At 74.4% G+C, this 24,924-nt stretch carries 26 protein-coding genes; 12 read left to right on the top strand and 14 right to left on the bottom strand.

The window, feature by feature from the left end:
• Positions 1–12: 12 nt before the first annotated feature.
• On the bottom strand, positions 13–1,587 hold the full coding sequence (locus IE177_RS31510) for a hypothetical protein (protein ID WP_190018873.1): 1,575 nt from the start codon (positions 1,585–1,587) through the stop codon (positions 13–15).
• Between the two features lie 383 nt (positions 1,588–1,970).
• Between IE177_RS31510 and IE177_RS31505 the strand changes: the two genes are divergently transcribed.
• The 8 genes from IE177_RS31505 to hypA all read left to right on the top strand — a co-directional run bounded on the left by IE177_RS31505 (position 1,971) and on the right by hypA (position 8,713).
• Positions 1,971–3,557, top strand: a complete 1,587-nt coding sequence (locus IE177_RS31505; RefSeq protein ID WP_229816349.1) for a hypothetical protein — start codon at positions 1,971–1,973, stop codon at positions 3,555–3,557.
• Positions 3,558–3,755: 198 nt separating this feature from the next.
• Entirely contained in the window at positions 3,756–4,844 is a 1,089-nt protein-coding gene (locus IE177_RS31500) for an NADH-quinone oxidoreductase subunit B family protein (RefSeq protein ID WP_190018872.1), read from the top strand.
• 99 nt (positions 4,845–4,943) lie between these two features.
• A complete protein-coding gene (locus IE177_RS31495; protein WP_190018871.1) occupies positions 4,944–6,737 on the top strand; it encodes a nickel-dependent hydrogenase large subunit in 1,794 nt (597 codons plus the stop codon).
• Positions 6,730–7,293, top strand: a complete 564-nt coding sequence (locus IE177_RS31490; protein ID WP_190018870.1) for a NifU-related iron-sulfur-binding protein — start codon at positions 6,730–6,732, stop codon at positions 7,291–7,293. Before IE177_RS31495 ends, IE177_RS31490 begins: the two co-directional genes overlap by 8 nt.
• On the top strand, positions 7,290–7,886 hold the full coding sequence (locus tag IE177_RS31485) for a DUF5947 family protein (protein WP_190018869.1): 597 nt from the start codon (positions 7,290–7,292) through the stop codon (positions 7,884–7,886). The genes IE177_RS31490 and IE177_RS31485 overlap by 4 nt, the downstream gene beginning before the upstream one ends.
• 55 nt (positions 7,887–7,941) lie before the next feature.
• Positions 7,942–8,148: a hypothetical protein gene (locus IE177_RS31480; RefSeq protein ID WP_190018868.1), complete on the top strand. Its 207-nt coding sequence runs from the start codon at positions 7,942–7,944 to the stop codon at positions 8,146–8,148.
• Between the two features lie 17 nt (positions 8,149–8,165).
• Positions 8,166–8,348: a hypothetical protein gene (locus IE177_RS31475; RefSeq protein ID WP_190018894.1), complete on the top strand. Its 183-nt coding sequence runs from the start codon at positions 8,166–8,168 to the stop codon at positions 8,346–8,348.
• An 8-nt stretch (positions 8,349–8,356) separates the two neighbouring features.
• The gene (gene hypA, locus IE177_RS31470; protein ID WP_190018867.1) at positions 8,357–8,713 is read left to right on the top strand and encodes a hydrogenase maturation nickel metallochaperone HypA; all 357 of its coding nucleotides are present in this window, start codon (positions 8,357–8,359) and stop codon (positions 8,711–8,713) included.
• 21 nt (positions 8,714–8,734) lie between these two features.
• Here hypA and hypE read toward each other — a convergent pair whose 3' ends face one another.
• The 9 genes from hypE to IE177_RS31425 all read right to left on the bottom strand — a co-directional run bounded on the left by hypE (position 8,735) and on the right by IE177_RS31425 (position 17,876).
• Positions 8,735–9,814: a hydrogenase expression/formation protein HypE gene (gene hypE / locus IE177_RS31465; protein ID WP_308431601.1), complete on the bottom strand. Its 1,080-nt coding sequence runs from the start codon at positions 9,812–9,814 to the stop codon at positions 8,735–8,737.
• Positions 9,807–10,949, bottom strand: a complete 1,143-nt coding sequence (gene hypD, locus IE177_RS31460) for a hydrogenase formation protein HypD (protein WP_190018866.1) — start codon at positions 10,947–10,949, stop codon at positions 9,807–9,809. Before hypD ends, hypE begins: the two co-directional genes overlap by 8 nt.
• Positions 10,946–11,236, bottom strand: coding sequence for a HypC/HybG/HupF family hydrogenase formation chaperone (locus tag IE177_RS31455; RefSeq protein WP_190018865.1), 291 nt, complete (start codon positions 11,234–11,236; stop codon positions 10,946–10,948). Before IE177_RS31455 ends, hypD begins: the two co-directional genes overlap by 4 nt.
• 3 nt (positions 11,237–11,239) lie before the next feature.
• Complete coding sequence (gene hypF / locus IE177_RS31450) at positions 11,240–13,594, bottom strand: carbamoyltransferase HypF (RefSeq protein WP_190018864.1); 2,355 nt, start codon at positions 13,592–13,594, stop codon at positions 11,240–11,242.
• On the bottom strand, positions 13,591–14,316 hold the full coding sequence (hypB, locus tag IE177_RS31445) for a hydrogenase nickel incorporation protein HypB (RefSeq protein WP_190018863.1): 726 nt from the start codon (positions 14,314–14,316) through the stop codon (positions 13,591–13,593). The genes hypF and hypB overlap by 4 nt, the downstream gene beginning before the upstream one ends.
• Before the next feature lie 76 nt (positions 14,317–14,392).
• Positions 14,393–14,956 (bottom strand): hydrogenase maturation protease, encoded by a 564-nt coding sequence (locus tag IE177_RS31440; protein ID WP_190018862.1) that lies wholly within the window; start codon positions 14,954–14,956, stop codon positions 14,393–14,395.
• On the bottom strand, positions 14,953–16,668 hold the full coding sequence (locus tag IE177_RS31435) for a hydrogenase maturation protein (protein ID WP_190018861.1): 1,716 nt from the start codon (positions 16,666–16,668) through the stop codon (positions 14,953–14,955). Before IE177_RS31435 ends, IE177_RS31440 begins: the two co-directional genes overlap by 4 nt.
• Before the next feature lie 66 nt (positions 16,669–16,734).
• Complete coding sequence (locus IE177_RS31430; protein WP_190018860.1) at positions 16,735–17,103, bottom strand: hypothetical protein; 369 nt, start codon at positions 17,101–17,103, stop codon at positions 16,735–16,737.
• A gap of 245 nt (positions 17,104–17,348) precedes the next feature.
• Complete coding sequence (locus IE177_RS31425) at positions 17,349–17,876, bottom strand: hypothetical protein (protein ID WP_190018859.1); 528 nt, start codon at positions 17,874–17,876, stop codon at positions 17,349–17,351.
• A gap of 224 nt (positions 17,877–18,100) precedes the next feature.
• Between IE177_RS31425 and IE177_RS31420 the strand changes: the two genes are divergently transcribed.
• The 4 genes from IE177_RS31420 (at position 18,101) to IE177_RS31405 (ending at position 21,764) form a co-directional block, all read left to right on the top strand.
• Positions 18,101–18,592: a DUF1360 domain-containing protein gene (locus tag IE177_RS31420; protein ID WP_190018858.1), complete on the top strand. Its 492-nt coding sequence runs from the start codon at positions 18,101–18,103 to the stop codon at positions 18,590–18,592.
• A 59-nt stretch (positions 18,593–18,651) separates the two neighbouring features.
• Entirely contained in the window at positions 18,652–19,074 is a 423-nt protein-coding gene (locus tag IE177_RS31415) for a DUF2267 domain-containing protein (protein ID WP_190018857.1), read from the top strand.
• 190 nt (positions 19,075–19,264) lie between these two features.
• Positions 19,265–20,437 carry an AI-2E family transporter gene (locus tag IE177_RS31410; RefSeq protein ID WP_373305211.1) on the top strand — a complete coding sequence of 391 codons (1,173 nt, stop codon included), beginning with the start codon at positions 19,265–19,267 and terminating at the stop codon, positions 20,435–20,437.
• A gap of 196 nt (positions 20,438–20,633) precedes the next feature.
• Positions 20,634–21,764 carry an FUSC family protein gene (locus tag IE177_RS31405; protein ID WP_229816348.1) on the top strand — a complete coding sequence of 377 codons (1,131 nt, stop codon included), beginning with the start codon at positions 20,634–20,636 and terminating at the stop codon, positions 21,762–21,764.
• 10 nt (positions 21,765–21,774) lie between these two features.
• Here IE177_RS31405 and IE177_RS31400 read toward each other — a convergent pair whose 3' ends face one another.
• From IE177_RS31400 to IE177_RS31385, 4 genes are all read right to left on the bottom strand, one after another.
• Positions 21,775–22,428 carry a hypothetical protein gene (locus IE177_RS31400; RefSeq protein ID WP_190018854.1) on the bottom strand — a complete coding sequence of 218 codons (654 nt, stop codon included), beginning with the start codon at positions 22,426–22,428 and terminating at the stop codon, positions 21,775–21,777.
• Positions 22,429–22,498: 70 nt separating this feature from the next.
• On the bottom strand, positions 22,499–23,002 hold the full coding sequence (locus IE177_RS31395; RefSeq protein ID WP_190018853.1) for a molybdenum cofactor biosysynthesis protein: 504 nt from the start codon (positions 23,000–23,002) through the stop codon (positions 22,499–22,501).
• Positions 23,003–23,079: 77 nt separating this feature from the next.
• Entirely contained in the window at positions 23,080–23,910 is an 831-nt protein-coding gene (locus IE177_RS31390) for a lysozyme (RefSeq protein ID WP_373305212.1), read from the bottom strand.
• Positions 23,911–24,178: 268 nt separating this feature from the next.
• Positions 24,179–24,835, bottom strand: a complete 657-nt coding sequence (locus IE177_RS31385; protein WP_190018851.1) for a maltokinase N-terminal cap-like domain-containing protein — start codon at positions 24,833–24,835, stop codon at positions 24,179–24,181.
• Positions 24,836–24,924 lie beyond the last annotated feature (89 nt).

The following is a 24,924-nucleotide window of genomic DNA, read 5'->3' as shown; positions in this document are numbered from 1 at the left end:
CGCGGCCGGTGGTCAGTAACCGGAGCCCAGGCGCTGGGTCGTGTAGGCGCACTCCGTGTAGATGTAGCCGGAGCGGAGCTTGGCCGTGTCCGAGGCCGGGGTGGCGGTGCTGGTGCCGTTCGGCTTGTGCACGAAGTACGTGGTGCCGACCGGCAGGCTGATGGTGCGCTGCGGGTAGTGCCTGCCGCTGGCGTCGCAGGGCTTGAAGGTGGTCAGCACGGTTTCGGCGAACGAGTACGACTTGCAGGCGCCGCAGCCCTTGAGGGTGAAGCTGCCGGTGACCGGGCCCGTGTAGAGCACGGTGACGTCGTCCGGGCTGTCGTTCTTCACCGTGACGGAGATGCTGCCGCCGGAGGCGGTGGTGGGCAGCTTCTTGCCGGCCGCCGGGAGCGTCTGCGCGACCTCGGCGGCGATGGCGATCTTCTTGGCGCGGTCCCGGTTCCGGCCGTGCTTGTTGTCGGAGACGAACTCCTCCATGGTCTTCTGCGCCGTGTCGAAGTCGCCGTCCTTGTACTGGTCGACCCCGCAGGCGTACTGGCCGGCGTCGCCGCTCCTGCCGGCGCGTCCGGCGGCCTTCGCGAGACCGCCCCCGCTGTCGCCCGACGCCGTCGACAGACTGCCGATGCGGGTGTCCAGGTCGCGCAGCTTCTCGACGGCCGCGCAGGGTTCGTCGCCGTCCACGGCCTTCTGCGCCTTCGTCACCGCCGAGTCGACCGCCGGTACCACCTTGGTCGCCTGCCCGGAGTCCGGGAAGGTCTCCAGGAGGTCGCCGAATCGCGCGACCCAGTCGGCCTCGCCGCGGTCCAGGCTCTGTGTCCCGCACTCGTACAGCGAGGTCGCGAGCCGGTCGTCGGGCCACCGGGCGAGCGACCCGAGGTGCTCCTTCGGCATCGTGCGAGGCACTGTGCGCAGGTACTTGAGAGGCTCCACGGCTTCGCAGTAGTCCTGGTGGCCGTACGGCGCGCCGACCGTCGTGTAGTAGGTCCGCAGGCTGTCGGGGACCTTCCGGCCGGCCCGGGAGCCGGAGTGGTCGACCGCGAGGTCGCGGTAGACCTCCAGGGCGGACCGGTAGTCCGACACGGATTCGCGGAAGGACCGCCGGCCACCGGCGGCCACCAGCCGGTCGGCCTTGTCCAGGCGGTCCAGCAGGGCCTGTTCCACGGCGTCGTCGTGGGCGTCCTGGTACCACAGCGCGCCACCGGCCGGCACGGCGAGCAGCACCAGGCCGAGGACCAGGGCGAGCGGCGCTCCGCCGGGCCCGGCCAGCCGGGTGCGCAGCCCGACGAGCGCGCCGTGGGCGGCCGCCAGCAGCAGGAAGACGGCGTAGGCGACGAGGGCGGCTCCCGGGACGCCGTCGGCGTCGGCGGGCAGCGCCACGAACAGCAGGATGCCGGTCGCCACCCAGCAGGCGGCCATCGGCAGCAGGCGCCGGACGAGGGCGTAGCCCAGTCCGAGGCCGCTGAGGTTGAGCAGCGCCACCGCGACGGCGCGCAGGGGGTCCGGCGGAGCGGGCGGCGGACTGGAGGGCATGGGCGGCAGCGGTGGCCCCGCGTACCCCTGGCCCGGACCGTACAGACCTTCGGACATGATGGCTCCCCCCATCGGCCGCGCCCCCCATGAGTGCGGACCCGCATTTTACGGCACGCGAGCACACTCGACGCACACCCAACAACCGGCGAAATGTCGGCACTTGAGCGGTTGTGCCACCAAGGGCGAGCCGTCGTCCCCGGGCCGTCCGCGCCTGCGGCGGCGAGCCGGAGTCCGCGGGCTCCGGCCGCTCCCCGTCACCGGTCCGCCGCACGGCGGCCGGCCGTCGTGCGGGCCGCCGCCGAAGCCGCCCGTGCCGGGGCCGGGTTCCCGCCGTGTCCCCTGGGCGGAGCAATGCCGGTGCTCCTAAGGGGCGAGGAGCGGTGACGAGTGTGACCGTGGTGGAAGGGATGCACTGGTCCAACCGGTGGCGAGGAGGCGGCATGGCGCACGGAGTCGGTGTGGCGGGCGCGGCGCGCGCCGCCGTGACGGACGGCGCCGGCGCGCGGCGGGGACGGCCCGGTGACGCCTTCGAGCAGCTGGGCGCCGTCGCGGACGCCGTGCTGTACGAGGGCTACCTGCTCTATCCGTACCGCCGTTCCTCCCCGAAGAACCGGGTCCGCTGGCAGTTCGGGGTGCTGCTGCCGCGCGACTGGGTGGAGCGGGACGGTCCGGTCACGCCCGGGATCTCCGGTTCCGCGGACTCCTGGTACCAGCAGACGGAGTGCCTGCTGCGCGTGCGGCGCGACGACGCGGCCGTGCGGGTGCGGGTGCGGTACCTGCAGGTGCAGGACAAGCAGGTGGAGGCGGCCGACGGAGAAGGGCGGCACCGTCCGGTCGGCTCCCTGCGGACCGCGGACGGCGTCACCCATCTGTCGTTCGAGGAGGCGGTGCCGCGCGAGAGCGAGCTGGTGCTGCCGCTGAGCGAGCTGTTGCGGGGCGCGGGCCGCGTCACCGCGCGGGCGCCCGCCGGCACCGACCACGAGGCGCTGCCGTCCGGAGTGGGGCGGACGGTGCGGCGGCGCCGGGAGCTGCGCGCCGTCACCTCGGTCCTGGCCGAGCCGCTCACACCCGGGCTGTACCGGCTGCGGGTGCGCACCGAGAACCGCGGGGAGGCGCAGGACGTCCGGGCGCCGCGTGGCGAGGCGCTGCGGGACGCGCTCATCGCCACGCACACCCTCGTCGGCGGCGACGGCGTGGAGTTCGTGTCGCTCATCGATCCCCCCGCCGCCCACGCGGAGCACGTGCGCGACTGCCGCAACGAGTTCACCTTCCCGGTGCTGGGCGGCGCGCCCCCGCAGAGCGGCGCCGCCGCCCGGGCACAGGGCGCCACCGGCGGCCTGATGCTCTCAGCCCCTATCATCCTGCCGGACCACCCCCAGGTGGCTCCGGAGAGTCCGGGCGACCTGCACGACGCGGCGGAGATCGACGAGATCCTCACGCTGCGCACGATGCTGCTGACCGACGAGGAGAAGGCCGAGGCACGGGCGACCGACGCACGGGCCGCGCGGATCCTGGACCGGGTGGACACGATGCCCCCGGAGGTGTTCGCCCGGCTGCACGGCACGATCCGTTCGCTGGCCCCCGCGGGAGTTCCGGTGCCCGCCCGTACCGAGGTCCCCGAGCGGCCCGCCTGGTGGCAGGAGGGCGGCGACGACGGCCTGTCACCCACCGGCGACACGGTGCTCGTCGGCGGGACGCCCGTCGGCCGCGGCACCCGGGTGATGCTGCGTCCCCGGGCCCGGGGCGCCGACGCGCAGGACATGTTCCTCGACGGCCGTACCGCACGGGTCGCGGCCGTCTTCCACGACGTCGACGGCAGCGTGCACCTCGCCGTCACCGTGGACGACGATCCCGCGGCCGAACTGCACGGCTGGTACGGCCGCTTCCACTACTTCCGGCCCGACGAGGTCGAAGCCCTCGCCGGGCCGGACACGGCGGGTCCGGCACACCCGGCCCGGCCCCGTGCCCCGCGGCCGGCGCGTCCGGCCGACCGGCCGGAGGAGGGACGCCCCGATGGACGCCCCTGAGGCACCGGCGCACGGCCGGAGAACGGCCGAACATCCGGGCGCACACCGGGCGGTGGAGACGGCACCGCCCGTGAGGAGCGGCGCGCCGGCCCGTCCGCGCCCGAACGACCCCGACCCACCCCCGGAACCGAGCCTCGCGGCCCCGCCGGCCGCGGCCCACGACCGAGTCCGAGACCGGCTGCAACGGAGGCCGCAGACATGAGTACACAGAGCGGTACGACCGAGGTCCGCGGTGAGCCCAGCAGGGCCGAGGCGCGGAAGGGGTTCGACGAGATCCACATCCTCTGGATCTCGGAGGGCATGAGCTGCGACGGCGACACCGTCTCGCTGACCGCCGCGGACCAGCCGTCCATCGAGGACGTGGTGCTCGGGCTCATCCCGGGCCTGCCGAAGGTGAACCTCGTCAACAAGGTGCTCTCGCCCAGCCTGGGCGGCGAGGACTTCCTGGCGCCGTACCGGGCGGCGGCCCGGGGCGAGCTGGCTCCCTTCATCCTCGTCATCGAGGGCTCCATCCCGAACCAGAACATCATCGACGGCGAGGGGTACTGGACGTCCTTCGGCAACGACCCGGAGACCGGGGAGCCGCAGACCCTGAACTGGTGGATCGACCAGCTCGCGCCCAAGGCGTGGGCGGTGGTGGCCGCCGGGACGTGTGCGACGTACGGCGGCATCCACGCGATGGCCGGCAACCCGACCGGCTGCATGGGGCTGGCGGACTACCTGGGCTGGGACTTCAAGTCGCAGGCCGGGCTGCCGGTGGTCAACGTGCCTGGCTGTCCCATCCAGCCGGAGAACTTCATGGAGACCCTGATCTGGGTGCTCCAGCACGCGGCCGGTGCCGCCCCCGCACCCCCGCTCGACCACATGCTGCGCCCGCAGTGGCTGTTCGGAAAGACCGTGCACGAGGGCTGCGACCGGGGGTCGTACTACGAGCAGGCCGACTTCGGCCTCGACTACAACTCCCCCAAGTGCCTGGTGAAGACCGGCTGCTGGGGTCCGGTCGTCAACTGCAACGTGCCCAAGCGGGGCTGGATGGCCGGGATCGGCGGCTGCCCCAACGTCGGCGGGATCTGCATCGGGTGCACGATGCCCAGCTTCCCGGACGCGTTCATGCCGTTCATGGACGAGCCCCCCGGCGGCACGCTGTCGTCCATGGTCATCAAGCCCTACGGAGCCGTCATCCGGCGGCTGCGCGGGATGACGAACGACATGGTGAACCACGAGCCGAAGTGGCGCCACAACAAGCGCAGGCTCAGCAGCGGATACGACCCGCACTGGCGTGCGTGAAAACCTCCGGCTCGCACCCCGGCCCGGCACACCCCGGCCCCCACGACCCGCTCCACCCGTTCAGCCCGCTCATCCGAACAGCGAGGGACACCACCGCACATGACCACCACCGAGTCCCGGGCCGCAGGACGCAAGCCGGCCCAGATCGTCGACATGTCCTGGGATCCGATCACCCGGATCATCGGCAACCTGGGCATCTACACGAAGATCGACTTCGCGAACCAGGAAGTCGTCGAGTGCCACAGCACCTCGTCGCTGTTCCGCGGCTATTCGGTGTTCATGAAGGGCAAGGACCCGCGCGACGCAGGCTTCATCACCTCGCGCATCTGCGGGATCTGCGGCGACAACCACACCACCTGCTCCAACTACGCGCAGCAGATGGCCTACGGCGTCAAGCCGCCGAAGCTGGCCGAGCACATCACCAACCTCGGCGAGGCCGCCGAGTACATGTTCGACCACACGATCTTCCAGGACAACCTGGTCTTCGTGGACTTCTGCGAGGCGATGGTCAAGGCGACCAACCCCGGTGTCCTCGCCCGTGCCGAGCGCACCGACGCGCCCCGCGGCGACATCCACGGCTACCGGACCATCGCCGACATCATGAAGGCCTTCAACCCCTTCGAGGGCGAGGTCTACAAGGAGGCGCTGAAGGTCAGCCGGGTCACCCGGGAGATGTTCTGCCTGATGGAGGGCCGGCACGTCCACCCGTCCACGCTGTACCCGGGCGGCGTCGGCACGATGCCGCAGCCGAACACCTTCACCGACTACCTCGCCCGGCTGATGCGCGTCATCGACTTCGTCAAGAAGGCGGTGGCGATGAACGACGACGTCTTCGACTTCTTCTACGAGGCCCTGCCCGGCTACGAGGAGGTCGGCAGGCGCCGCGTCCTGCTGGGCTGCTGGGGCGCCTGGCAGAACCCGGACGTGGTCGACTACCGCTACGAGAACATGAACCGGTGGGGCAAGGCGATGTACGTCACCCCGGGCATCGTCGTGGACGGGAAGCTGGTCACCAACAACCTCATCGACATCAACCTCGGTCTGCGCATCATGCTGGGCAGCTCCTTCTACGAGGACTGGGTCAACGAGGACCCCTTCGTCACCCACGACCCGCTGGGCAACCCCGTCGACATGCGCCACCCCTGGAACCAGACCACGGTCCCGGTGCCGCAGAAGCGCGACTTCGAGGGCAACTACAGCTGGGTGATGAGCCCGCGCTGGCACCACCCGGAGACCGGGCAGCACCTGGCCCTCGACACCGGCGGCGGCCCCCTGGCCCGGCTGTGGTCGACCGCGCTGAGCGGCCTGGTCGACACCCCGTACGTCAAGGCCACCGGCGACAGCGTGCGCATCTCCCTGCCCAAGGGCGAGTCGCTGCCGGAGACGACCCTGGAGTGGCGCGTCCCGAAGTGGAGCAACACCATCGAACGGGACCGCGCCCGGCCGTACTTCGTCGCCTACGCGGCCGCCATGGCGCTGCAGTTCCTCGAGGAGTCCATGCAGATGCTGCGCTCCGGCGACACCAAGGTCTACGAGAACTTCGAGGTGCCGGACGACGCGATCGGCTGCGGCTTCCACGAGGCGGTGCGCGGCGTCCTCTCCCACCACCTGGTGATCCGGGACAGGAAGATCGCCAACTACCACCCGTACCCGCCCACCCCGTGGAACGCCAGCCCGCGTGACATCTACGGCACCCCGGGCCCGTACGAGGACGCCGTCCAGGGCCAGCCGATCTTCGAGGAGAACGGGCCCGACGACTTCAAGGGCGTGGACATCATGCGCACCGTGCGCAGCTTCGACCCGTGCCTGCCGTGCGGCGTCCACATGTACATGGGCAAGGGCCGGACGCTGTCCACGGTGCACTCGCCGACGTACGGGGCGAACCATGCCTGACGCCGTACGGCTGCCCGACCCGGCCGTGGAGGCCCGGCTCGCCCGGCTCGACCAGGTGCTGGCCTCACTGGAGTCCGCGGGCGGTCCGGCGCTGGAGGCGGTCACCCTGCTGACCGAGGTGTACGGCGAGGCACTGGCCCGCGTGCTGGACCACGCCGACGCCGCGTCGTGCGAGCGGTTCGTGGAGGACGAACTGCTCGGCCACCTGCTGGTGCTGCACGCCATCCACCCCGAGCCGCCCGAGCGGCGGGCCGCCCGGGCCGTGGAGCGGCTGCGGCCCGCGGTCCGCGAGCGCGGCGGTCACCTGGAGTGGGCCGGCGTCGACGGGCCGGTGGCCCGGGTCCGGCTGAGCACGGGCGGCGGCTGCGGCGGCGGCTGCGGCGGCGGGACCGCCGGCACCGCCGAGGCCGTCCGCGCGGCGGTGCTGGCCGTCGCCCCGGAGCTGACCTCGGTGGAGACCCTGCCGGGTGCCGGCGAGCGCCGGCCGGCGCCGGCGTTCGTGCCGCTGACCACGCTGACCCGCCGCGGCGCGGCGCCGCCGCGGGAGGCGCGGTGACCGCGCGGGGAGCGCTCGCCCGGGTGATCAGGTCCGCCGCCGGCCGGGCGGCGGCCGCCGAGGCCGAGCGCTGCGAGCTGTGCGCCGCCACCGTGCCCGGCGAGCACCCGCACCTGTACGAGAGCGGGGCCGCGGAGGTCCGGTGTGTCTGCGGGCCGTGCTCGGTGCTGTTCGCCGGCGACGGCGCCGGCCAGGGCCGCTACCGGCTGGTGCCGCGGCGCCGGGTCCGGCTGCCGGCCGTGGACACCGGGGTGCTGGGCGTACCGGTGGGGCTGGTGTTCTTCGTGCCGCGCGGCGACGGCACGGTCACCGCGCAGGGCCCGAGTCCCGCCGGCGCGATGCGGTGGGAGGTGGACGCGGCGGCCTGGGAGCGGCTGGCGGGGATGTGTCCGCAGCTCGCTTCCGTGGCACCCGACGTGGAGGCGCTGCTGGTGAACACGGTGCGCGGCCTCGACGAGCACTGGATCGTGCCGGTCGACGACTGCTACCGGATGGTCGCCCTCGTCCGCCGCGAGTGGCGGGGCCTGTCCGGCGGCGACCGCGTGTGGCCGGCCGTGGAGCGGTTCTTCGCGGAGCTCACCGAGCGGTCGTGAGGCACCGGCTCACCGAGCGGTCCGCGCCTCGCGGACCGCGGAAGGAGATCGATCAATGAGCACCATCCGAGTGGGCCGCCCCCAGGCGAAGCCCGACACGCCCACGCACGTACGCGGTCTGCACCAGGGCAACAGGGGCCCGTACGCGCAGCAGACCGGACACCACGAGGACGGCACCTCGGACGCGCGCCGTTCGACGGGGATCCACTGGAAGCGGCATGACGCCCTGCTGAAGGCCATGCCGAGCATCTCACCGGGATGAGGAAGCGGGGAGTGACCATGTTGAAGCGCTACCGGACCGTGCGGTCGGCGACGACCGGACGCCAGGTGCTGATCGCCCAGGCCGCGCTGCTGGGCGGCCTGCTGCTGGCCCTCGTCGTCAAGGAGCTGCCCGGCATCACGCGCGAGGTGCGGATCTACCGGATGACCGGTGGCCTGCGGGCGCACCGCCGGTACCCCTGAGCCGGCCCGTGCACGAGTTGTCGATCGCGACCGCGATCGTGGAACAGGCGCAGGAGATCGCCCGCGCGGACGGCACGGACGACGTGTCGTCGGTGACCGTCCGCGTGGGCGAGCTGGCCGGTGTCGTGCCCGACGCGCTGCACTTCGCCTTCGAGGTGGCCCGCGACGGCACGGCGCTCGCCGGGGCGCGGCTCGTCGTGGAGCAGGTGACCGCGCTGGCCTGGTGCGGAGGGTGTGCCGAGGAGTTCGCGCTCGGCATGCCGCCGTTCTTCTGGTGCCCGCGCTGTGACCGGCCCTCGCAGGAGCTGCGCAGCGGGCGGGAGCTGGAGATCACCGGGGTGGAGCCGGCCCCGGCCCCGGCCTGACGGCGGGGCCGGGGCGCCGGTTCAGCAGATGCGCGGCAGCTGCTCCCCCAGCGGCAGGTCCACCACCCGGGTGCCGCCGAGGCCCGTGGCCACGACGACCATGCCCGGGTGGTCCGCCACGCACTCGCCGATGAGGGCGGCGCCGGCGCCCTGCGGGTGCGCGCGCATCGCCGCGAGGACGGCGTCGGCGTCCCGTGGGGGGACGAAGGCGACGAGCCGGCCCTCGTTGGCGACGTACAGGGGGTCCAGGCCGAGGAAGCCGCAGGCGTTCACGACCTCGTCCGGAACCGGGACGGCACGCTCGCGCAGCCGTACACCGGTGCCGGAGGCGCGGGCGATCTCGTTCAGGGACGCGCCGAGGCCGCCCCGGGTGGGGTCGCGCAGGACGTGGATGTCCTTGGTGACCGCCAGCATGGCCGCCACCAGGTCCGCCAGGGGCGCGGTGTCGGAAGTGATCTCGACCCCGAACTCCAGGCCTTCGCGCACGCTCATGACCGCCACGCCGTGCAGGCCGATCGGGCCGCTGACGATGACGGCGTCACCGGGCCGGGCACGCTGCGGACGGATGTCGACGCCCTCGGGCACGAGGCCGACCCCGGCGGTGGTGACGTAGACGCCGTCGCCGTGCCCGGACTCGACGACCTTGGTGTCGCCGGTGGCGACCGTGACGCCGGCCGCCTCGGCCGCCGCGCCGACGGCACGCGCGACGCGCTCGACCACGGCCAGTTCCACGCCCTCCTCCAGCACGAAGGCCGTGGAGAGGTAGGCGGGCCGGGCGCCGCTCATCGCCAGGTCGTTGACGGTGCCGTTGACCGCGAGGTCGCCGAGGCTGCCGCCGGGGAAGAACAGCGGCCGTACGACGTAGGAGTCGGTGGAGAAGGCGATCCGCGCCCCGCCGAGGTGGAGCACGGCGGAGTCGGTCAGGGCGGCCAGGGTGGGGTTGCCGTAGGCGGGGGCGAAGACCTGCTCGATCAGCTCGGCGGACAGGGCGCCGCCTCCGCCGTGTCCCATGACGACGACCGGCTGGTCGCGCAGGGGGGCGGGACAGGTCCAGTCACTGGGGTCGACGGCCGGGGCGCCGGTGGTCGCGAGGTCAGCCAACGGGGTTCATCTCCTCCTGCGGGATGCGGGATCCCTGCTGGGCCGGGGCGTTCATCCGGCGGTACAGGTAGTAGGCGGCGCAGGCGCCCTCGCTGGAGACCATGGTGGCCCCGAGCGGGGTGCGCGGGGTGCAGGCCTTGCCGAACGCCTCGCACTCGGTCGGCTTGATCAGCCCCTGCAGCACCTCGCCGGCCCGGCACACCGCGGGTTCCTCGGTGCGGATGCCGGTGACGTCGAAGCGGTGCTCGGCGTCGTAGGCGCGGAAGGCGTCGGTCAGGCGCCAGCCGCTGGCCGGGATGGGGCCGATGCCGCGCCAGTTGCGGTCGGCGACCTCGAAGACGTCCTCGATCATGCGGACGGCGGCCGGGTTGCCCTGGTCGCGGACGGCGCGCGGGTAGGCGTTCTCCACCCGGTGCTCGCCGCGTTCCAGCTGGTGGACGGCGCGGCGGATGCCTTCGAGGATGTCCAGCGGCTCGAAGCCGGTCACGACGATCGGGACGCCGTGCCGCTCGGCCAGTTCCGGGTACTCGGCGGTGCCCATCACGCTGCACACGTGCCCGGCGGCGAGGAAGCCCTGCACCCGGCAGCTGGGGGCCGTCATGATGGCCTCGATCGCGGGCGGGACCCGGACGTGGGACACCAGCAGGCTGAAGTTGTCCAGGCCGAGACGGCGGGCCTGGTGCACGGCCATGGCGTTGGCGGGGGCGGTCGTCTCGAAGCCGATGGCGAAGAACACGACCTGGCGGTCCGGGTGCCTGCGGGCGAGGTCCAGGGCGTCGAGCGGCGAGTACACCACGCGTACGTCACCGCCCTCGCCCTTGACCCGGAACAGGTCCCGGTCGGTGCCTGGCACCCGCAGCATGTCGCCGAAGGAACAGAAGATCACGCCGGGCCGGGCGGCGATCTCCAGCGCCTTGTCGATGACGTCGAGCGGTGTCACGCACACCGGGCAGCCGGGGCCGTGGATCAGCTCCACCTCCTCGGGAAGGAGCTGGTCGATGCCGTGGCGGATGATGGAGTGGGTCTGGCCGCCGCAGACCTCCATCAGGGCCCAGGGCCGGGTGACCGTGGCGCGGATCTCGTCCAGCAGCCGGCCGGCCAGCTCGGGGTCGTTGAACTCGTCGATGTACTTCACCGGGCCTCACTTCCGCTCTCCTGCCGCGACGCCTGCTCCCAGGCGTCGCCGAACTCCTCCTCCAGCAGCCCCAGTTGCTCGAACAGCTCCAGCGACGCCCGGGCCGACGCCTCGTCCAGGCGCTGCAGCGCGAAACCGACGTGCACGATGACGTACTCCCCCACCCGGACGTCGGGCAGGTACTCCAGGCACGCCTGCTTCCGCACTCCGCCGAAGTCGATCAGGCCGGTCAGGGGGTCGGCGCGATGGTCGATGGACACGACCTTGCCGGGCACTGCCAGACACATGGGTCACTCCGTCTCGTGATTGGTTGCTGTTCCCGCGACCATCAGCTGGCCGAGTGCCAGCCCGCCGTCGTTCGGGGGTACCTCGCCGTGCCGCAGCACCGTGAAGCCGTCCCCGGCGAGCAGGCCGGCGCAGGACTCCTCCAGCAGGCCGTTGGCGAAGACGCCGCCCGTGAGGGCGACGGTCGCGAGGCCGGTGGCGGCGCGGGCCCGCCGGCAGACCCCGGCCACCGCGTGTGCGACGCCGCGGTGGAAGCGGGCGGCGAGCACGGCGGCGGGTGTGCCGCGGCGCAGGTCGTCCAGCAGTGCCCTGAGCATCGGCGTGGGACTGATGACGACGGTGCCCGCACCGCCGAGTCCGAAGGGGTAGGCGACCGTGTCGCCGTCCCACGCCGCCAGCGCCGCGGTCTCCAGCTCCATCGCGGCCTGGGCCTCGTACCGCGCGCGCTGGCAGACGCCCACGAGGGACGACACCGCGTCGAAGAGGCGCCCCATGCTGGACGTCGGGACGCAGGCCACCTGCCGCTGGAGCTGGCGGCGCAGTACCGCGCGTTCGGCGGGCGAGCAGGCGACGACGCTCGGCAGCTCCGGCTCCCACGGCAGACCCGCCGCCCACAGCCGGGCCAGCGCCAGCCGGCAGGGGTTGGCGACGCCGGCGTCCCCGCCGGGCAGCGGGGCGGGGGCCAGGTGGCCGAAGCGGCGGTAGCCGGTGTAGTCGGCGAGGAGCACCTCGCCGCCCCAGACGGTGCCGTCGTCGCCGTACCCGGTGCCGTCGAAGGCGACGCCGATCACCGGAGTGCCGCCGTCGAGGCCGTGTTCGGCCATCGCGGAGGCGATGTGGGCGTGGTGGTGCTGGACCAGGAACGGCGTGCTCGACGGCAGCCGGGCCGCGCGGGTGCGGGCCATGGCCGCCGAGTGGTAGCCGGGGTGCCGGTCGGCGGCCACCAGCCGTGGGGTGACCCCGGTCAGGCGGGCGAGGTGCAGCTCGGCCCGCTCGGCGGCCCGGAGGGTGGCCAGCTCCCCCATGTCCCCGATGTGCGGACCGAACCACGCGTGGTCGCCCTCGCCGAGGCAGAGGGCGTTCTTGAGGTCGCCGCCGACGGCGAGCGTGGGCCGGACGGGGACCGGGAGCCGCAGCGGGCGGGGGACGTGACCCCGGGAGCGGCGCAGCACCTGTTCGGTGCCGTCGGCGCGGACCCGCAGCAGGGAGTCGTCGCAGGGCGAGGCGATCGGCCGGTCGTGGACGAGCCAGGCGTCGGCGATCCCGGCGAGCCGGGTCAGTGCCTCGGCGTCGTCGGTGACGATCGGCTCACCGGAGCGGTTGCCGCTGGTCATGACCAGGGCCCGCGGGCCGGGCGGATCGCCGGGCAGCCCGAACAGCAGGGAGTGGACCGGGGTGTAGGGCAGCATCACGCCGACGTGCGGACTGCCCGGGCACACCTGGCCGGCGAGGCACAGGCCGTCCGGCGGAGTACGGCGGCGCAGCAGCACGATGGGGCGGCGGGCGCCGGTCAGGACGGCCCGTTCAGCGTCGGTGAGGACCGCGATCCGCTCGGCGGTGGGCAGGTCCGCGCACATCACCGCGAAGGCCTTGCCGCCGCGTTCCTTGCGGGTGCGCAGGGCGGCGACGGCGCGGGCGTCGGTGGCGTCACAGGCCAGGTGGTAGCCGCCGACGCCCTTGACGGCGAGGATCCGCCCGGTGGCGAGCAGCTCCCGGGCGGCCGCGAGGGCGCCGGCGTCCCGGGCGGGGCGGATCCCGGTGCCGTCGGCCGGGACGAGGCCGAGGCGCGGACCGCAGCCGGGGCAGGCGACGGGCTGGGCGTGGAAGCGGCGGTCGGCCGGGTCGCGGTACTCGCGGGCGCAGGCGGGGCACATCGGGAAGCCGGCCATGGTCGTGACCGCACGGTCATACGGCATCCCGGTGGCGATGGTGAAGCGGGGCCCGCAGTGGGTGCACGTGATGAACGGGTGCCGGTGGCGGCGGTCGGCCGGGTCGGACAGTTCGCGCAGGCAGTCGGCGCAGGTAGCGGTGTCGGGCGGCAGCTGGGTGCGTCCGGCGGCGCGCTCGGTGGAGCGGATGGCGAAGGGCCCGGTGTCGCCCGTGGCGGGCAGGTCCTCGCCGAGGACGCCGGTCACGGTGGCCAGCGGCGGCGGCTGCTTCGCCAGCAGCTCGCAGAAGCGGTCCACCTCCGGCGCCGGGCCCTCCACCTCGATGTGCACGCCGTCGCCGGTGTTGCCGACGAACCCGGCCAGGGAGAGTCCGGCCGCCAGGCGGTGCACGTGCGGGCGGAAGCCGACGCCCTGCACGGTGCCGCGCACGGTGAGCCGGCGGCGGACCGGCCCGGTGGCGGGGGCGGTCATGCGACGGGCGCTGAGGCGGGGTGGTGGTGGCCGTGCGGGTGCGGGGCGAGGGGCGGGCGGTGCGGCGGGGCGGTGTCGCGGGCGGCGAGGGCGTGGTCGAGGAGGATGCCGACGCCGGCGCCGGTGCGGGCGCACGAGCGCACGATCTCCACGCCCGGGTTGACCCGCTCCACGTTCGCCCGGAAGGCGGCCTCGTCGAAGCCGGCCGGCCCGGCCAGGTCGGTCTTGGTGAGGACGACGAGGTGGGCGGAGCCGAAGGCGGTGGGGTACTTCAGCGGCTTGTCCTCGCCCTCGGTGACCGCCATCAGCACGATCCGCAGGGTCTCCCCGAGGTCGTAGGCGGCCGGGCAGACGAGGTTGCCGACGTTCTCCACGAACAGCACGGCGGTGTCCGGCGGCAGCCAGCCGTCCAGCCGGGTCCCGACCTGCCGCGCCTCCAGGTGGCAGAGCCCGTCGGTGAGCAGTTGCTGGACGGGGGCGCCGGAGCGGGCCAGCCGGACGGCGTCGTTCTCGGTGGCCAGGTCCGCGGTCAGCGCGGCCACCGGCACGCCGCGCTCCACCGCGCGGGCCAGGACGCGGCCGAGGAGCTCGGTCTTGCCGCTGCCGGGGCTCGACAGCAGGTTGACCAGGGCCACGCCCCGGCGGGCGAGGTCGCCGCGCAGGGTCGCGGCCAGGTCGTCGTTCTTCGCCAGGACGGCCTGTCTGACGTCGGACCGGCACATGGGCGCAGCTCCTCGGGGTGCGGCGGTGGCCCCCGGGCCGCATCCCGTGCGGCCCGGGGTCCCACCGATCTTCGGCTCAGCCGGGCGCCGTGCCGGGCAGCGCAGCCGTGGACGGGGGTCCGGATTCCACCGGGCGGCCCAACGGGGGCACGGGGCCGGCGGGATCGGCGAGCAGGGCCGGGGCGAGCGCGTGCAGCGCGTCCACGGCCCGGCCGACGGCTTCGCGCACCGGTGCGCTCAGGCCGGGCAGGAGGTCGTCGCCGCCGGGCAGCACCGCGGGTTCGCAGGCCAGGACGAGCACCCGGGGCAGGGGCTCGTCGCCCAGGTGCGTGGCCAGGGCCAGTACTTTCGCCGGGTCCATGCCGTGGGCCTCGGGCACGACGGTGCCGTCGGGGAGCTCGGCCTCGATCAGCGACAGGGTGCCGGGCGGCAGGCCGCGCGGCGCGGCGTCGACCAGGACGGCGGTGGGGTAGCCGTCCAGCAGGTCGTAGGCGAGGTCCATGCCGCGGATTCCGTAGTCGCGTACGCGTACCCCGGGCGGCAGGGGGCGGTCTTCCAGGGCGCGGATCACCTCGGGGCCGAAGGCGTCGTCGGCGAGGAAGATGTTGCCGACGCCGGCCACCAGCAGACGCGGGGTCAACGGACGTCTCCGGCGGGCGCGGCCAGGGGCCGGGGCGAGCCGGCCGGTGTCTTGCGGACGAAGGCCGAGCGCAGGGCGTGGTAGGGGGCCTTGGGGTCGAAGAACACGGCGTGCATGCGGGCGAGTTCGGCCTGCCGGTGGTCGGCGAGGGGGCGTTGCCGTTCGTCCGCCGCTCGGGCGGCCGCCTTGGCGGCGATCCGCCGGTCCAGGTCGGGAACGGCGGCGAGGCCGGTCGCCAGCCGCCCGGCCTCGGCGGCGAAGTCCCCCGGCGCGGCCGCTACGAGCCGGTCCACGAGCCCGATCCGCTCGGCGGTCGCGGCGCTGACCGGCAGGGCCTCGGCGGTCAGCCGTTCGGCGGTCTGAGCACCGGCACGGCGCGGCAGGCTGTAGGTCCAGAACTCCGAGCCGTACAGGCCCATACGCCGGTAGTGCGGGTTGAGGACGGCGCCGGTGCGGCACCAGACCTGGTCGGCGGCGAGGGCGAGCATGGCGCCGCCGGCCGCCGCGTTCCCGGCGAGCGCGGCCACCACCAGCCGGTCGGTGGTGCGCAGCACCGCCTCGACGAGGTCGTCCATGGCGTTGAGGTTGTCCCACGACTCCTGGGCCGGGTCGGGGGCCGCCTCGATGACGTTCAGGTGGATGCCGTTGGAGAAGAAGTCGCGGGCGCCGCCCAGGACGAGGACGCGGGTGGGGCGGGTGAGCGCGTACTCGTAGGCGGCGAGCAGCCGGCGGCACTGCTCGGTGCTCATCGCGCCGCCGGGGAAGGAGAACTCCAGGAAGCCGGTCCCGCCGTGCTGCCGATAGCGGATGTCGGTCCAGGTGCGCCGGTCAGCGGGCAGTTCGAACGGGACCGGGGCCTGCGGGAGGGGTGGCGCGTGCTCGCCCGCGAGGGCGGCGAGGACGGAGGCGGCCGGGCGCCGGAAGGGTGCGGGGTCGCCGGAGTTCCTGCGGGGGCGCAGTTCCGGGATCCAGACGGCGCCGTCGCGGGTGGCCCGGCAGACGGCACCCGCGCGCTGTGCGAGGAGTTCGCCGGGACGGCCGCGCAGCCGGTCCTCGGGGTGCCCGCCGTGCAGGAACACCTCCCGGCCGAGGAGTTCGTCCAGGACGCCGGGCTGGGAGTCGGCGCCACGCAGTTTGCGCAGGACCGTCGCGGTGTCGTCGCGTTCCCAGTCGATGCGCCGCCGCTCCTGCCGGAAGGCGTCGCGCCAGACCACGTCGACCGACTCGTGGGTCTGCGGCAGGGGCTTGTGGGAGCCCTCGGCGTAGCGTCGTACGGCCGTGTGGACGGCGGTCACGGCGGCGTCGGAGACCTCGTTGCGGTAGAGGTCGCTCTTGCCGGCCGGCGGCACGGCGAAGGGCTCGGCCGCCCAGACCGGGCCCGCGTCCATCGCCGCCTCGGCCTGCAGCACGGTGACGCCCCAGCGCGGCGCCTGCTCGGCGACGGCCCAGTCCAGCGAGGACGGCCCGCGGTCGCCGGGTGGCCCCGGGTGCACGATCAGGCAGGTGTGCTCCCGCCACACGTCCTCGGGCAGGGCCGTCTTGAGCATGGGCGCGACGATCAGTTCGGGCCGCAGTTCGCGTACGGCCGCCCGGACCGGGCCGGGGCCCTGCGAGGCGAGTACGACGTCCACGCGGTGTCCGTGGTCCGACAGTTCGGCGTACAGGCGTTGGGAGAGGCTGTTGAACGCGCTGGCGACGAGCAGAATGTCCATGACACGGCATGTTCGTCCCTGCGGGGGGTGCCGTGAAGAACCGCCACGGCGTTTCCCGCGCCCGGCTCAGGTCTCTTCCTCCATCCGGATCGCCTTGCGCAGGTCCTCGAACGCCCGGCCGGTCCTGTCCGGGTGCGCTTCCAGCAGGGCCCCGGCAATCGCGTCGAGCTTGCGCTGGATGGCGTGCTCGGCGCGCATCTCGGCGTTCTTCAGCAGCGCGAGGAGCAGCAGCGTGACCGCGGTCATGGCCTCGCCCGCGAGCAGCAGCAGTTCCAGGCGCAGGTGAGCGGCGTGGGCCGCGACGAAGAAGCCGACGAGGAACAGGCAGAACCCGAAGAACACCGGGGAGCTGGTGAAGTTCGAGGCGTACTCGGCGAACTGCTCGAACCGGCCGCGGCGCGCCCCGCCGCGTTGCACGGGATTCTTGAAGGTCATGGCCCAGGCCTACCCGCCGGTGCGGGGTCCGCGGTCGGCCGACGGGGCGAGCATCCGGTGGCCTCCCCCGTCGGGCGGCCCTCCCCGCGGAGGCGTACGGTGCCGCAGCCTCGCAGGTGTACGCGCCGGAGCCGCGGAGCGTACGGTGCCCCGACGCGGAGGCGTACGGTGCCCCGGTGCCGAGGCGTACGCCCCGGGGCCGCAGAGGCGTACCCGCCGGCGCCCGCGCCCGCCCGTGGGAGGCGTCAGGCGGCGAGGGCGCGGCCCGGGCCGAGCCGGTCGAGGAGCTGGTCGCCGTGGAGCGCGGCCACGGAGGCGAGGAGGTCGGGGTGGCGCAGCAGGGCGGCGGCGCGCCGGTCGCCGTCGCCGGGGTCGAGCAGCCGCCGGAACTCGGCCGGAGTGCCGCAGGCGTGCTCCCCCTCGGCGAGCGCGTCGACGGCTCGTGCGGCCAGGCCGGGGTCGGCCAGCAGACCGGCCGCCCAGCTCGCCACTACCTCGTCGACCCAGCTGCGCCAGGCCCACTCCTCTGCGGGCTCGTCGCCGGCCGGGTCGGCTCCGGCGACCCAGTCCAGGCGGGAGGCGCCCCCCGGGCCCGCCATGGCGACCAGGCCGGCGTCGATGTCCGTCGGGTACCGCAGCCACGCGGCGACGGTCACGGCCTGCCGGGCCTGCGCCTCGCACAGGGCGGAGGCCAGGGCACCGCCGGACGGCGGGTAGGCGACCGTGAGCCAGCGCGCCGTCGCGGCGATGAGGGGGGACAGATCAGTGAGCACAGCCGGGCCGTCCGAGGTACGAGGGGAAGGGGCTCGGCGCAACGGTAGTCCGGTGCCCGGCCCGCCGGGAGGGAGTGCGAACCAGGTCATATGTGGCATCGCCCACGTCGCCGCCCCGTCCGGGCTCCACCGGCCGCACGCCGACGACGTGTCGCCGCCCCTCCCCGGGGAACTCGGCTGCGGGTGCGTCGCAGGGCACCGTACCGGGGAGACTGGGAGGTCACATGACGTCGGACGCCGCACGCTACGACGACCACGGCGAGGTCCCGCTGGCGGGTTACGCCGGTCTCGCCTCCGTGTTCCTGGCGGGCGCCGGCGCCTTCGCGGCGCTGGCCCGGTACCGGGGCGTGCGCCTGCCGCAGGAGGTGCCGCCGTGGGACGTGGCGCTGCTGGGCACGGCGACGTACAAGGCGTCGCGCCTGCTGACCAGGGACAGGATCACGAGTTTCCTCCGGGCGCCCTTCACGCGCCGCACGGAGGAGGGCGAGGCGAGCGAGGTCGTGGACGAGCCGCGCGGCAGCGGGGTCCGGCGGGCGGTGGGCGACCTGCTGTCCTGCCCGTTCTGCACCTCCGCCTGGGTTGCCGGGGCGCTGGTCTGCTCCTACACGGCGACTCCCCGGCTCACCCGGCTGGTCTGCGCGGGGTTCGGTGCGGTGACCGTCGCGGACTGGCTGCAGTACGCCTGGACGTGGACGCAGCAGTCGGCGAAGAGCTGAGCCCGGCCGGACGCCGGAGGTACGCGTCCGGGGGATTCGCGGACGAAGGGACGGGCCTGATGCATCACGACGAGATGATCGGAAAGGTGCAGGCGCTCGCCCACCTGCCCGACCGGGGTTCCGCCGAGCGGGCCGCGCACGCGGTCGTGAGCACCCTGTCGGAACGGCTGCCGTCCGGGCTGGCCCGGCATGTGGCCGCGCAGCTGCCGCCCGGCATGGCGTCGGCGATGCGGGAGGCCGCCGACGCGTCCCCGGCCGACTCCGGCACCGCGGGCGAGCGGTTCGGGCTGACCGTCTTCGCCGGACGCATCGCCGACCGGGCGGGCACCGACGAGGACACCGCGCTGCGGGAGGCCGCGGCCGTGCTGGAGGTGCTCGACGCCGCCCTCGCGCCGGAACTGCTGGAGCGGATGGCCGGCGCGCTGCCTGCGGACATCCGCGAGCTGCTGCCGGCGGGCCGGGCGTCCGAGACCACCGAGTGAGCCGGACCGGCCCGGGTCTCCCGGCCCGGGTCTCCCGGCCCGGGAGGGAACCGCCCACCCGGCGTGGTGGGCGAGCGGCCTTGACCCGCGCACGGGCGCGCCCGGCTGGCCCCCGCCCCGCCGTGCGCTTACGGTTCTCTCGATGTGACCGACCGTCAGCGACCGGGACGGAGAGCAGGCGGGAGCAGTGGTGGGCGATGCGCGTCGGCGGGCGGCCGCACCGGGAGGCGGACGCCGGGCGGGGCGTGCGGTGCTGGGCAGCCGGCCCGCGCACTCCGTGCGGCTCGCGGCCCCGCCGGGCTCCGGGCCGCGGACGTCGCCGGCCGAGGCGACGGTGCCGTGGCTGCGGGTCGCCGCGGCCTACGCCTGGCGGCTGATCCTCGTCGGCATCGCCGTCTACGGCGTCTTCTTCGTCCTCGGCAGCTTCCAGCTCATCGCCGTGGCCCTGTTCCTGGCGCTCGTCATCACGTCCGTCCTGCGGCCGGTCACCGACTGGCTCGCCCGGCTGCTGCCGCGGCCGCTGTGCGTCGCCGTCGCGCTCGTGGGCAGCGTGCTGCTGATGATGGGCCTGCTCGCCCTGGTGGGCAACGCGGTGGCGGGCGAGTGGGACCGGTTGCTGGGCGACTTCCGCGGCGGTGTGCACCGTATCGAGGAGTGGCTGCGCAGGCCGCCGTTCCGGCTCGGTCCCGGCAGGCTCAACGCTCTCCAGGACCAGGTGACGCGCTATGTCTCCGCGCACCGGTCGGCGCTGCTCAGCAGCGCGGTCAGCGAGTTCGGCCGGGTGGTCGAGCTGGTGACGGGTGTCGTGCTCGCGCTGTTCGCCTCGGTGTTCTTCCTCCACTCCGGCGAGCGCCTGTGGACGTGGGCGCGCGACCAGTTGCTGCCGAGCGGTGCGCGCGAGCCGTGGGACAGGGCGGGCCGGGCGGCCTGGCGCACCTTCGCCGGATACACGCGGGGCATCATCATCGTGGCCGCCACCAACGCCGTGCTGGTCGGCGTCGCCCTGCTGGTGCTGCGGGTGCCACTCGCGCTGCCGCTGACCCTGCTGGAGTTCTTCGCCGCGTTCGTGCCGCTGGTGGGATCGCCGGTCGCGCTCGGCGTGGCCACGATCGTGGCGCTCGCCGGGCGCGGACCGCTCACGGCCCTGGCCGTGCTGGTGCTCATCGTCGTGATCGGCCAGCTGGAAGGTCACGTGCTGCACCCGCTGGTGCTGAGCTGGGCGGTACGGCTGCACCCGCTCGTCGTCGCGGTGTCGGTCATCGCGGGCAGCATCGTCGCGGGGGTGATCGGCGCGGTGGTGGCCGTCCCCCTCGTCTCGGTCGTCTGGTCGGTGCTGTGCGCGCTGCGCGCGGTGCCTCCGTGACGGCGCAGCCGCGCCCCCGCGCCGGGATCGCCCGGGCTTTCGGCCGGTGCGGCGGGAGCGCGTGCCGGGCGTCGCGGCGCCGGCGTGACTGCGCGGACCAGGCGTTCACCGGCCTGAGGCGGCCGGCCGCGGGTGGGCGCCGGGCGGCATGGGTGCCGGCCTGGGTGGCACCCGGATCGGCGTGCGTGGGATACGAGTGACATGGCAGAAGGTGTGGAGCGATCTGACGGCCGCGGCGCGCGGACTGCGCCGGGCCTGGGCGGAGCCGGGCCGGGAACGCGATCTGGCCGTCCAGGCGGTGAAGGCGGCGATGGCCGCGTGGATCGCCTGGGCGGTGGCGGGCTGGTGGCTGCACGCCCCGGTGGCGTTCGTCGCGCCCTGGGTGGCGGTGGTGCTGGTGGAGTCGACCGTGTACCGGTCGATCGCGCACGGCCTGCAGCAGCTGGCGGCCATCGCGGCGGGCACGGTCGTCGCCACCGCGGTCGGGATGCTGCTGCACGACACGGTCGTCGCGATGGCGGTGGTGCTGCCCCTCGCGGTGCTGCTCGGCCGGTGGGGACGCCTGGGCAGCCAGGGCGTCTACGCGGCCACCGGCGCGCTGTTCGTCCTGACCAACGGGCCCGTCAGCGCCGCCACCTCCACGGCCCGGCTCGCCGAGGCGCTGTTCGGAGCGGTGGTCGGTATCGCCGTCAACGCGCTGGTCCGGCCGCCGCTGTATCTGCGCGACAGCCGGGCCGTGCTGCGGGACGCGGCCGAGGAGGCCCACGACATCCTGCGGGACGTGGCGGACGGGCTGGCCGAGGGACGCTGGGACGCCGAGGAGGCCGCGGCCTGGCACGACCGGGCCGTGCGGCTGCACCGGCTGGTGGAGCAGGCGCACTCGGCGGTCGAGTGGAGCCGGGAGAGCCTGCGCGCGAACCCGCGGCGCCGGCGCGACGCCCTGCCGCCGCCGGGCAAGGAGTACGACGACGCCGTCGTGGTCCTGGACTACGCGGCCGTGCACACCGCAGGTGTGACCCGGACGGTGCTGGAGGCCGCGGCCGAGGACCGCCCGGCTCCGCGTCCGCACCTGGAACTCGCGCGCCGGTACGCGCGGTTCCTCTGCCAGACCGCCCGCGCGCTGCGGCTCTACAGTCACAGCCGGTTCGGCGACGCGTGCGACGACGAACTGCGCGAGGCAGTGGCGGAGCTGCGCGACACGCTGCGGGACCTGCGCCGGGAACTGGCCCGCTCCACGACGGACGACCCCGACGAGGTCGCCACCTACGGCGCGCTGCTCGCGCAGGCCAACCGGCTGGCCGGCCGGCTGATCGCCCCGGGGACCTGACCGCGCACGGTCAGGCGACTGCGGTACTGGCGACGACGTCGTGGAGGTCCGCGGTGAGCGCCGCGTCCGGCTCGCCGGAGACGAGGCCGAGCAGGAAGGAGGTGTGCCCGCCGTCGACGTTCACCAGGGTCATCTCCAGTCGGGCGCCGCCGTCGTCGCCCGGGACCCGCAGGACCGCCGTGTGCGCGGGCCGGCCGTCCACGAGGGTGGCGCGCGACTCCTCCAGGGTGGCGGGCCGGTCGGGGAAGAAGAACCCGGCGTTGGAGCGGGCGGCCGACTCCGTCGTGCGGCGCAGGTCGGCGCGGGGCACGGGCCGGCCCGCGGGGCCCGCGACCACGGTGCCGCCCGACGTGGTGGAAGCGCCGTGGGTCCGGCTGGTGATCTGCGAGGTGAACGCGTCGATGAGCCCCTTGTCCTTCACCGGGTCGTGCCGCCAGCCCTCCGGGACGCCGTAGGTGAGACCGGCGCGGGTGTCGGTGACCCGGGGGCGGCCCGCCAGCGGGTCCGCGTCCTCCTCGCGGGTCCACCGGGCGGCCGCCGCCGCGGCCACCACGACGAGCAGCGCGACGAACCCGGCCACCCATGCCCGGCGCGGCCGTCGGGGCGCGGGCCGCGACACGAAGTGGGGGTGGTGCGGACGGGTCGTCGGTGAAGGCGTTGTCATGCCCTCAACCTGCATGATCCGTGCCGGGCGGCACCTGAGTAGCCGTACTCATCCGCCGTGTGCCGTGGCCTCATGCCGGCCCCGGCTCCAGCACCCCGAACTCGGCCGGGCCCACGGCGAGGACGCCGTCGTTCAGCGGCCTGCAGCGCACTCCCCCGCCGCCGCGCAGTGCGCGCCGGGCGCCGGGCCCGAGCGTGGTGTCCATCCAGGCGCAGGGACGGGCCGCGCCGCGCACCGCCAGTTCGACGGGCCCGGTGCCGCAGTCGAGGAACACGGTCGCGCCGACGTAGGTGTCGATGTCGATCCCGCGCAGCAGGACGTTGCGCCGGGTGCGCAGCAGATCCGCCTCGCCGGGGCCCTGCCGCGGTATCCGTTCGGCCGCCATGAGGGTGAGGGACGCGTTGCGGTGCGCCGGGTGGTTGAAGTACCGGTCCCCGACGATGCCCAGTCCCGCACGGACCTCGGCCGTCGTCACCAGTTCGCCGCCGGGCAGCTCGGGCAGGCCGTCGCCCGGCCGTCCCGCGAGCCGGTGCACCGGGGAGACCAGGAGCTGGACGACTTCGACACGCGGCACATGCCGAGCCTACGCCCGCGGTCGTGCGTGGTGCCCGTCCGCGGCCGGCCCCGGGCGGGCCGGCCGCGGACGGGCCGTCAGCCGGTGGCGAGCTTGGTCAGCTGGGTCTGGGAGCCGTTGAACCGGTCGTGGTCCCCGACCGTCGCGCCGGTGGAGGTGTACTGCCACATCGTGTAATACGACCAGCCCGAGGGCAGGGTGCCCGCCGTCGCCGCGTAACGGGCGATCCACAGCGGGTTCTTCGCGGCGAAACCGCCGTAGTTGCCGGTGCACTGGGTCCACCAGCTGGTGGCCGTGTAGATGACCGCGTCGCGGCCGGTGCGGGACTTGTAGCGGTCGAGGAAGTCGCGGATCCAGCCGACCATCCCGCTCGTGGACTTGCCGTAGCAGTCGTCACCGTAGGGGTTCCACTCGATGTCGAGGGCGCCGGGCAGCGTCTTGCCGTCCTTGGACCAGCCCCCGCCGTGGTCGACGAAGTAGTCCGCCTGGGCGGCGCCGCCGGTCGTGTCCGGCGTCGCGAAGTGGTACGCGCCGCGCACCATGCCGGTGTTGTAGGAGCCGTTGTACTGCTGGGCGAAGTAGGGGTTGGTGTAGTACGTCCCCTCCGTCGCCTTGGTGTACGCCCACCTGACGCTGCCGTCCCACAACTTCGGCCAGTCGACGTCTCCCTGGTGGCTGGAGACGTCCACGCCTTCGGTCTGGGTCGCGCGGTCGTCGGTGGGCGGGGCGCCGACGCCGGCGCCGTCATGGGCGAGTACGCCCATGCCCATGTAGGCGTTGCCCCGCGCGGGTGTGGAGGAGGCGCCCGGTACGGGCTCGGACAGGGCCGCCGGGGCGGACACGAAGAGGAGGAGGCCGGTCAGGGCGGCCGTGACGGCCGGGCGTGAGCGGCTGCGGTGAAGGTCTATGAAGCGTCGCACGCCATCCATCTGACTCGGGGTCGGGCGGCGCCGCACTCCGGGTACCGCCGGGCGGAGCCTTTTCCGCCCGTTCCTGGTCCGTACGGGTGGCCCGCCCGGCCGGGGCGGACGTCGAGGCGGCGCGCGGCCGGTGGTTCGCGCCGCCTGGCGTGGCCACCGGTCCGCGCCGCCGCCGGACGGGAGCACGGCCAGGGTGACGCAGAGGGCCGCTGTGAACGCGGTCGGATCCCGGTCGGATCGTGGTGGGCCGCGCGGGTCAGTCGGTGCGCAGCGTCATGAACACCGCGCGCAGGCGGGTGCCGTCCGGGCCCGGCCAGCCGGTGGCGACGTGGCCGAGGGCACCCCGGGGCGCCGCCGGGGGGTTGCCGTCCAGCGGTGTGAGCACGCGGTGGACGTGCAGCGTCGTGCCGTGTGGCGTGCGCACGTGTGTGCCCTCGGCGTCGTCGGCCGGGTCGGGCGCGAAGCCGTCCGGCACGAAGGGGGCGCCGGAGTATGAGCGGGTCACTTCGTGGTCGGGGGTGTCGCTGACGCTCTGGGCCATCGCCTGTGCCGTACCCCCGATCAGCGACAGCGCCTCGGCGACCAGGACCGGGTCGTGGCAGCCGTCGTAGGCCCAGCGCCTGCCCAGCACCCCGTGCTCCATCGTGCCCACGAGGGCGTGTTCGGCCCGCTGGAGCGGCGCCCCCCGGTAGGTCAGCGGTACCAGGTAGGCGGTCCGCCCGGGGCCCGCCGTGTCGGTGGCCACCACGAACTCGATGCCGACCTCGCCCTCGGGGTCGTCCAGCCGGAAGCCGCCCGACCTCTCCAGCACCGGGCCGCCCGGGCCGCCGCGGTACCAGGGGCGGGTGGGCAGCCAGCCGGTGAGCAGTTCCAGCTTGGTCGGCTTCACGGTGGTGTGATGGATGACGGCCATGCCTGCGGTTGCCTCCCGTTGCGCGGATGCGGACGGCCCTCAGCCTTCCACAGCTCGCTCGCCCGCCGGCCGCGGCGCGTTCGGGGTGG

This window comes from Streptomyces lucensis JCM 4490 (genome assembly GCF_014650035.1).
Taxonomy (GTDB): domain Bacteria; phylum Actinomycetota; class Actinomycetes; order Streptomycetales; family Streptomycetaceae; genus Streptomyces; species Streptomyces lucensis.
Note: the sequence above shows the minus strand (reverse complement) of the source record. Positions and strands in the feature narration are given on the sequence as shown.